We start from the raw sequence: 8,242 nt of genomic DNA on the forward strand, positions 1-8,242 counted from the left end.
GGCTGGGCGGGGCGGCTGCCGAGGCGGCCACGGCAGGGCCGGTGCCGGCGGGTTCGCGGGGGGTGTCGGCGCCGACGAGGTACGGGATGCCGCCGAGCGCGGTGCCGAGCACCGGCCGCCCGCTGGCCAGTGCCTCGATGATCACGGTGGGGAGTACGTCGTGCCAGGTGGAGGTGGCGAGCACGACGGCGCTGGCGTTCAGCGCCTCGCGTACCCCGGCCCGGTCGAGCGGGCCGAGGAAGGTGACGTCGGCGCGTTCGGCCGCCGCCGCCTCGACCAGCGGACGCAGTTCGCCGTCACCGGCCACGCGCAGTGGGCCCAGTGCGCCGTCCGGGTGCCGGCGCCACGCCTCCAGCAGCAGGTCGAGCCCCTTCTCGGGGGAGAGCCGACCGAGGAAGAGGAAGCCCCGGCCCAGCGGCGCGGGGGTGCCCGGGTCCGGGATGGCGTTCGGCTTGACCACGATCCGCTCGTCCGGGATGCCGTAGTCACGCAGGTGGTCGGCGACCGCGCTGGTCAGCGCGATGAACCGGTCCACCGACTTCCAGGTGCCCCGGTGCACGGCCAGGGTGGTCGCCATCAGCGCGCTCTGTGCCCGCGACCCCCGGTAGCAGCGGTGTACCACCGCCGGTACACCCAGCGTCCGGCCCCGGCAGTCCTGGCAGATCACCCCGTCGCGGAAGTACAGGCCGGAGGAGCAGACCTGGCGGTAGTTGTGCACCGTCTGCACCACCGGCACCCCGTGCCGGTGCGCGGTCCGCACCACCCAGGGCGAGAGCAGCGGGTACGGGTTGTGCAGGTGCAACACGTCCGGACGGTGCTCGGTGAGCAGCCGACTCAGCTCCTGTTGCGCCCGGGGGGCGTAGATCGGCGAGATCGGCAGCAGTGCCTTCGCCGTCTTCGGCATCGACGGGATCTCGTCGGAGCTGCGCAGGAACGGCAGCACCTCCACGCCGGCTGCGGCGAGCTGGGAGATCTCCACGTCGACGATGGTGTTCTCGCCGGACGGCTGGGCTTCCCGGTACCGGTTGTGCGCCACCACGATTCTCACGGCAAAGAAGGCTACCGTTGACCTGTGCCCGAACTACCGGAGGTAGAGGCGCTCGCAGGCTACCTGCGGCAGCGCGCGGTGGGCCGGCGTGTCGACCGGCTGGAGGTCGCCGCGATCAGCGCCCTGAAGACGTACGATCCGGCGCCGAGCGCGGTCGTCGGCCGGACGGTGACCGACGCCCGGCGACACGGCAAGTTCCTCGACGTCGTCTTCGACGGCGGCCTGCACCTGGTGGTCCACCTGGCTCGCGCGGGCTGGCTGCACTACCGGGAGGCGTTCGCCTCGACCGTCCCGCTTCGTCCCGGAAAGGGGCCGATCGCCCTCCGGGTACGCCTCGACGACGGTTCCGGCTTCGACCTGACCGAGGCCGGTACGCAGAAGAAGCTCGCCGCCTACCTGGTGACCGACCCGCAGACGGTGCCCGGGGTGGCCAAGCTCGGGCCGGACGCGATCGCCGCCGACCTGAGCGCCTTCGCCGAGGCGCTGCGCAGCCGCCGGGGCCAGGTCAAGGGGGTGCTCACCGACCAGTCCGTGCTGGCCGGGGTCGGTAACGCGTACTCGGACGAGATCCTGCACGCCGCGAAGCTGTCGCCGTTCGCGCTGACCGACCGGCTGAGTGACGACCAGATGGCGACGCTGCACGCGGCGACCCGGCGGGTGCTCGGCGACGCGGTGACCCGTTCGCTGGGGCAGCGCGCCGCGGAACTCAAGGGTGAGAAGCGGTCCGGGCTGAAGGTGCACGCCCGCACCGGGCTGCCCTGCCCGGTCTGTGGGGACACCGTCCGGGAGGTCTCGTTCGCCGATTCGAGCCTCCAGTACTGCCCCACCTGCCAGACCGGCGGCAAGCCGCTGGCTGACCGACGGCTGTCCAGACTTGTACGGTGAGTGACGTTGCTCATCGACTACGGAGCGGAATCGGACGTGGGTGTCGAACCGCCGCTCGCACGCTCTACCCGGGCCACAATCCATCGGTATAGTGGCCCGGTCCCCGGCTTCCGGACGGCGCGAAGTCGGCCAGATCCCAGGCGAACACGAGTCTGTCGCGCAATGTCCCCCGGGTCCGCGACGGGCGCGGATCCGCGTGGGAAGCTGGAACGGTGGGCGACGCGGGCCATCACGGCGAGTGAGCGGCACGTGTCATGCGGGAGGACATGGTGAGGTGACGACTAGCCTCCAGCGCCCGGTGACCAACGAAGGCCGGAGCAGATTCGTGCGGCACGTCGACAGCTTCGAGATCCAGCCGCCGACCCCACCCTCCACCAGCGGCGTACCGCGATCGGCGTGGGCGCGGGCGCGGCGACGCGTCTCCCGCTGGCACCGCCCGTACACGGCGATCCTGCTGCTGCTGGACTTCGCCGCCGTCGCCTTCTCCAGCTACACCGCGATCCACAGCTTCGACCAGGCCACCGCCGGTTTCTACGACGCGCAGAACGACCCGACCTGGTTCTTCACGGTGGCCTTCCTGCTGTTGCCGCTGGGCTGGCTGGTGGTTCTGTGGTTCAACGGCGCCTACGACCGGCGTTGTCTCGGGCTCGGGCCGGACGAGTTCAAGCGGGTGATCCGCGCCGGGGTCACGGCCTGCGCCACGGTGTCGTTCCTCGCCTTCGCCACCAAGACCGACCTGTCCCGGTTCACCGTCGGCACCGCCCTGCTGATGGCGCTGCTGCTGATCCTGCTGGGCCGGATCCTGGCCCGCTTCGTGCTGCACGTGGTCCGGCGCAACATCCAGCAGGCCGCGCACCGGATGGTGCTGGTCGGCACGCTGCCGGACTGCCTGGAGGTCTACACCGCGGTCACCCGCAACCCGTCCGCCGGGCTGGTCCCGGTCGCCATCCACATCACCGACGGGTACGCGGCAGCCCGGGGCGTGCAGACCCCGGTCCCGGTGTACGCCGGACGCGACGTACTGGCGCTGGTCCGTGAGGTCGGCGGCGACACCATCGCGGTCTGCGGCTCGGCCAGCTCCGAGCCGGGCGAGCTGCGCCGGCTGGCCTGGCAGTTGGAGGGCTCCGGGGTCGACCTGGTGGTGGCCCCGCAGTTGACCGACATCGCCGGCCCCCGGGTGCACATCCGCCCGATCGAGGGTCTGCCGCTGCTGCACGTCGAGGAGCCGACCCTCTCCGGGCCCGCGCTGCTGGCCAAGAGCATGATGGACCGGGTCGGCGCCGGTCTCGGCCTGCTGATGCTGGTGCCGGTCTTCCTCGCCGTCGCCGTCGCGATCCGGATCTCCGACCCGGGTCCGGTCTTCTTCCGCCAGCCCCGGGTGGGGCACGAGGGACGGACGTTCCGGGTGTGGAAGTTCCGCACCATGTACGTCGACGCGGAGGACCGGCTCGCCAGCCTGACCGACCAGAACGAGACCGACGGCATGCTGTTCAAGATGAAGCAGGATCCCCGGGTCTTCCCGGTGGGCCGTTTCCTGCGTGCCTCGTCGCTGGACGAGCTGCCTCAGTTGATCAACGTACTCAAGGGTGAGATGTCGTTGGTCGGACCGCGCCCGCTGCCCGCCGACGACGGCGACTTCCTCGGTGACGTACGACGCCGACTGCTGGTCCGTCCCGGTATGACCGGCCTGTGGCAGGTCTCCGGCCGCTCGGACCTGTCCTGGGACGAGGCCGTCCGGCTGGACCTCTACTACGTCGACAACTGGTCGCTGGCGTACGACCTGAGCATCCTGTGGCGCACCGTGGGCGTCGTGCTGGCCCGCAAGGGCGCGTACTGACTCTTGGCCCGGCGGCCGGAAACGACCAGGATCGTCGGCGTGGGTGGCAACCTCTCCGCCGTCGTCGGCGTCATCTCCCTGGTCGCCGTACTGGCCGGGGCCCTGTACGCCGTCGGTCGGCTGCGCGGTCGACGTGGCATCGCCACCCCCGGCCAGCGGGCCACCTACGAGGTGCTGCACACCGCCGGGTTGGCCGCCGAACCGCTGCGTGCCGGGCTGAACCCGGCCGGCGCGGCGAAGGCGGCCCGCCACCTGCGCACCCTGGTCGGGGCCGAGGGGCTGGCCTTGACCGACACCGACGACCTGCTCGCCCTGGACGGGCGGGGCGCCCACCACGGGGACCAACTACGCGCGGCGGCCCGGCGGGTGGTGGCCTCGGAGCGGTCGACGGTGCTCGGCGAGGCGGAGCTGTTCTGCGACCGCGTCGACTGTCCGGTCCGGGGTGCGGTGGTGGCTCCGCTGGCCGGCGCGGAGGGCCGGATAGCCGGTGCCCTGGTCGCCGTCACCGACGGCGTGCCCGCCCCCGGTCTGGTGCAGGCCACCCTGGAGACCGCCCACTGGGCGGGCAGCCAGCTCGCCCTCGCCGAGCTGGACTCGTCCCGGGAGCGGCTGGCCCGCGCCGAGGTACGGGCGCTGCGGGCGCAGATCAGCCCGCACTTCATCTACAACGCGCTGACCGCGATCGGCTCGTTCGTCCGGACCGACCCGGAGCGGGCCCGGGAGCTGATCCTGGAGTTCGCCGAGTTCACCAGGTACTCCTTCCGGGCGCACGGGGAGTTCACCACGTTGGCCGAGGAGCTGCGGTCGATCGATCGCTACCTCACCATCGAACGGGCCAGGTTCGGCGACCGGCTCCAGGTCCGGCTCCAGATCGCCCCCGAGGTGCTGCCGGTGACCCTGCCGTTCCTGTGCCTGCAACCACTGGTGGAGAACGCGGTCCGGCACGGCTTGTCGCGTAAGCCCGGCACGGGCATGGTGAGCATCGAGGCCCGGGACGCGGGAGCCGAGTGCCACATCACGGTGGAGGACGACGGAGTGGGGATGGATCCGGCCACGTTGACCGCCGGGATCGCCGAGCTGGCCGGTGCCACCGGCGACCCCGGCGACGACCCGGGCCAGCACGTCGGCCTCTCGAACGTCGACGAGCGACTCCGGTCGGTCTTCGGTGACGGCTTCGGCCTCGTCGTGGAGACGGGGCTGGGCTCGGGAACGAAGGTGAGCATGCGGGTACCCAAGTTCCATCCCGGCGTACGAGCCGGCTCGTGACCGGCAACGGCGGCCCGGCCGCTCCCGGCTTCCTGCGCGTCCTCGCGGTGGACGACGAACCGCCCGCGCTCGACGAGCTGGCGTACCACCTGCGCGCCGACCCCCGGGTGGCCCGGCTGCACACGGCGGGCGACGCCACCGAGGCGCTGCGGGTGCTCCGCGACGGCGACATCGACGTGGTCTTCCTGGACATCCGGATGCCCGGCCTGGACGGCATGGAGCTGGCCCGGGTGCTGCGCCGGTTCGCCCGGCCACCGGCGATCGTCTTCGTCACCGCGTACGACGACGGCGCGGCCGACGCCTTCGACCTCGGCGCCACCGACTACGTCCGCAAGCCCGTCCGGTCCGAACGGCTCTCCGAGGCGTTGCGTCGGGTGGTCGGCTCCCGGGTGGTGCCGTCGCACCCGGCCGCGCTGGCCCGCGCCGAGGAGGACCCGACCATCCCGGTCGAGTTGGCCGGCACCACCCGGATGCTGCCCCGTTCGGCGGTGCGGTGGGTGGAGGCACAGGGCGACTACGCCCGGCTGCACACCGTCGACGGCGCCCACCTGGTCCGGGTGTCGCTGGCCACGCTCGCCGAGCGCTGGGCCGACGCCGGTTTCGTCCGGATCCACCGGTCGTACCTGGTGCAACTCCGGCTGATCGCCGAACTCCGGCTGGTCAACTCCGGGTACGTGGTGGTGGTCGACGGCACGGAGCTGTCGGTGAGCCGGCGACACATCCGGGAGTTGAAGGACAAGCTGGTCCGCGCCGCGAAGCAGGAGTGGAGCCGCTGAACGTGCGGCGGTCCGTTTATCGGTCCACGCGAGAATCGTCGCTGCTCTATCCTCCTGCTGCCGGTCCGGTACGGGGCGCGGGACCGGCGCGGGCGCAGTGCCTGCACGGGCCGCCCCGCACCCTCACGTTTGGACGCAGATGCAGCTAACCCTCATTCGCCGTGCCGTACTGGCCGGCATCGCCGTGGTGGCCGTCGTGGCACCCGGTGCCACCCCCGCGTGGGCGGCCGACACCGGCACGATCAGCGGTCGACTCACGACCAGTGCCGGCGCCGCCGCACCGGACGTTCCGGTGGTGGTCTACCGGACCGGCGGGTTCACCACCATCGCCGAAACCCAGACCGACGCCGACGGCACCTACACTCTCGCCTCGCTGCGGCCCGGCTCCTACACCGTCGGTTACCTTCCCCCCAACCGGCCGGAGCAGTACCACCGACAGAAGTTCCGGTCCTGGGAGGCGGATCCGGTCGTGGTGACCGCAGACGCCACCACCACCGTCGACGAGCAGTTGGTGGCCACCGGCACGGTCACCGGCCGCATCGTGGACGCCGCTGGTGAGCCTCGGTCCGGGTTACGGGTCGAGGCCCGCCCGATCGGCTCCCCCAACTGGGCCAACACGGTCACCGACTCCGACGGGCGGTACGCGATGGCCGTGCTCGCCGGCGACTACCGGGTGAGTTTCCAGCCGATCGAGGGCTCCAGGCAGGCCCAGTACGTACCGGGCAAGCTCGGCCTGCGCAGCGCGGGTGTCTTCGCGGTCACCGCCGACGCGGTGGTCGTGGCCGACGACACGGTGCTGCCGGTGGGCAACCTGTCGGGCCGGTTCACCACCGCCGCCGGGGCACCGTTGACGGAGGCGCAGGTCGACCTCTACACGCCGGACGGAGAGAACGCCGGCTGGACCGACACGGACGCCGACGGGGCCTTCGACCTGGAGGTGCTCGCCGGCGCCTACCGGGTCGGGGTGTTCAAGGACGACCGCCAGCAGTACTACCGCGGGAAGCTCGTCCCCGAGCAGGCCGACCTGGTCACCGTGCGGGGCGGGGAGCGGACCAGCATCACCGACGCCCTGCTCGGCACCGGGACCCTGCGGGTCCGGGCGGTCGACTCGGTGACCGGTGCGCCGATCGCCCGCTTCTGCGCGATGGATGCGTGCAGCAACGGCACCGGTTCGGTGATCATCCCCGACATCCCCGAGGGGCGGCACGACGTCTACCTCTACACGCCGGACGGCCGGTACCTCCCACGCAACCGCAGCGGTGTGCTGATCCGCGCCGACCAGACCACCGAGGTGACCGTCGCGCTGAGTCCGGGCGCGACGATCAGCACCACGGTGGTCGACCGGCAGACCGGAGCACCCCTTGCCGGCGTCTGTCTGGAGGCGTTCGCGAACAAGCGGGCGCTGCTGCTGGACAGCTACCCGAAGTGCAGCGACCACGACGGTCGGGTGGACATCGGACCGCTGCGGGCTGGCGAGCACAAGCTCTTCGCCGTGCCGCAGAACCAGACGTACGGCCGGCAGTGGGTCGGGCCGGACGGCGGCACCGGCGACGAGCGGGAGGCCGCCACGGTCACCACCAACCTGGGCCAGGTGTCCACCGGCCCGGTGGTCCGACTCGACCGTGCGGGCCGGGTGAGTGGTCGGGTGACGGACGTGCAGACCGGCGCGGGTCTGGCGGACGTCCACGTATCGGTACTCACCGGCCACCCCGGCGTCGGCGCGGAGGACGTCCGCACCGACGATCAGGGCGGCTACACGCTGACCCGACTCGGCCCGTACGCGTGGCCCGTGGTGTTCGGCGGGGATTCGCACGCCGCCGTCTGGTCCGGTGGCGCGTCCAGCCGCTTCAAGGCCACTCCGGTGCTGGTCACCGCTGACGCCACGGCGACCCTGGACGCGACGCTCAGCCCCGGCACGCAGTTCACCGGCACGATCAAGGACGGCACGGGTAGGCCGTTCCAGTCCGGCTTGGTGATGGCGCACAGCGTCGACACCGGCGACATCGCGGGCAGCGGCTTGGTCTCCGGCGGGCAGTTCGACCTCCGACTGACCGGACGCCAGCGGGTCTTCCTCAGCTACGAGGTCTCGCTGGACGGGGTGGACATGCACTCGGGCCGGTACCGGGTCGCCGACTCCGACGGCGTCGTTCGGCTGGTCCGTTTCACGGTGCCCGCGACCGGGTCGACGAGCGTCGACGTGGTCATCCCGACGAGCTGAACCTGAGGTGGCGGGCGGACGGCGACGCACGACGCCGTCCCCCGTCCACCGGGTTATCCACAGGCTGCACGAGTTGTCCACAGGTTGTGCACAGCCCTCTTGACATTCCCGTCCGGCGGACGAGACTGCCGGGGTGGCCGCTGCCGACGATCCCGTCCCGGCGCCCGGGGCAGCGGCAGGGCCCGCGCCATGGCCGACCCACTGCTCAACCG

At 71.9% G+C, this 8,242-nt stretch carries 6 protein-coding genes; 5 read left to right on the top strand and 1 reads right to left on the bottom strand.

All coding sequences use genetic code 11. The annotated features are described in order from the left end of the window. Window positions 1–1,048 (bottom strand): glycosyltransferase family 4 protein (locus EYA84_RS20975; protein ID WP_131054755.1); only part of this gene is annotated, 1,048 nt, incomplete at its 3' end. Between the two features lie 24 nt (window positions 1,049–1,072). On the opposite strand from EYA84_RS20975, the gene EYA84_RS20980 reads away from it, so the two are divergent. The 5 genes from EYA84_RS20980 to EYA84_RS21000 all read left to right on the top strand — a co-directional run bounded on the left by EYA84_RS20980 (window position 1,073) and on the right by EYA84_RS21000 (window position 8,030). After that, entirely contained in the window at window positions 1,073–1,933 is an 861-nt protein-coding gene (locus tag EYA84_RS20980) for an Fpg/Nei family DNA glycosylase (protein WP_131054756.1), read from the top strand. Between the two features lie 325 nt (window positions 1,934–2,258). Next, window positions 2,259–3,770: a sugar transferase gene (locus EYA84_RS20985; protein ID WP_131054760.1), complete on the top strand. Its 1,512-nt coding sequence runs from the start codon at window positions 2,259–2,261 to the stop codon at window positions 3,768–3,770. Between the two features lie 39 nt (window positions 3,771–3,809). Continuing rightward, window positions 3,810–5,036, top strand: coding sequence for a sensor histidine kinase (locus EYA84_RS20990; RefSeq protein WP_131054757.1), 1,227 nt, complete (start codon window positions 3,810–3,812; stop codon window positions 5,034–5,036). Beyond that, on the top strand, window positions 5,033–5,812 hold the full coding sequence (locus EYA84_RS20995) for a LytTR family DNA-binding domain-containing protein (protein WP_131054758.1): 780 nt from the start codon (window positions 5,033–5,035) through the stop codon (window positions 5,810–5,812). Before EYA84_RS20990 ends, EYA84_RS20995 begins: the two co-directional genes overlap by 4 nt. A 139-nt stretch (window positions 5,813–5,951) precedes the next feature. Continuing rightward, window positions 5,952–8,030: a carboxypeptidase-like regulatory domain-containing protein gene (locus EYA84_RS21000; protein ID WP_131054759.1), complete on the top strand. Its 2,079-nt coding sequence runs from the start codon at window positions 5,952–5,954 to the stop codon at window positions 8,028–8,030. Window positions 8,031–8,242 lie beyond the last annotated feature (212 nt).

The organism is Verrucosispora sp. SN26_14.1 (genome assembly GCF_004307965.1).
Classification (GTDB): Bacteria; Actinomycetota; Actinomycetes; order Mycobacteriales; family Micromonosporaceae; genus Micromonospora.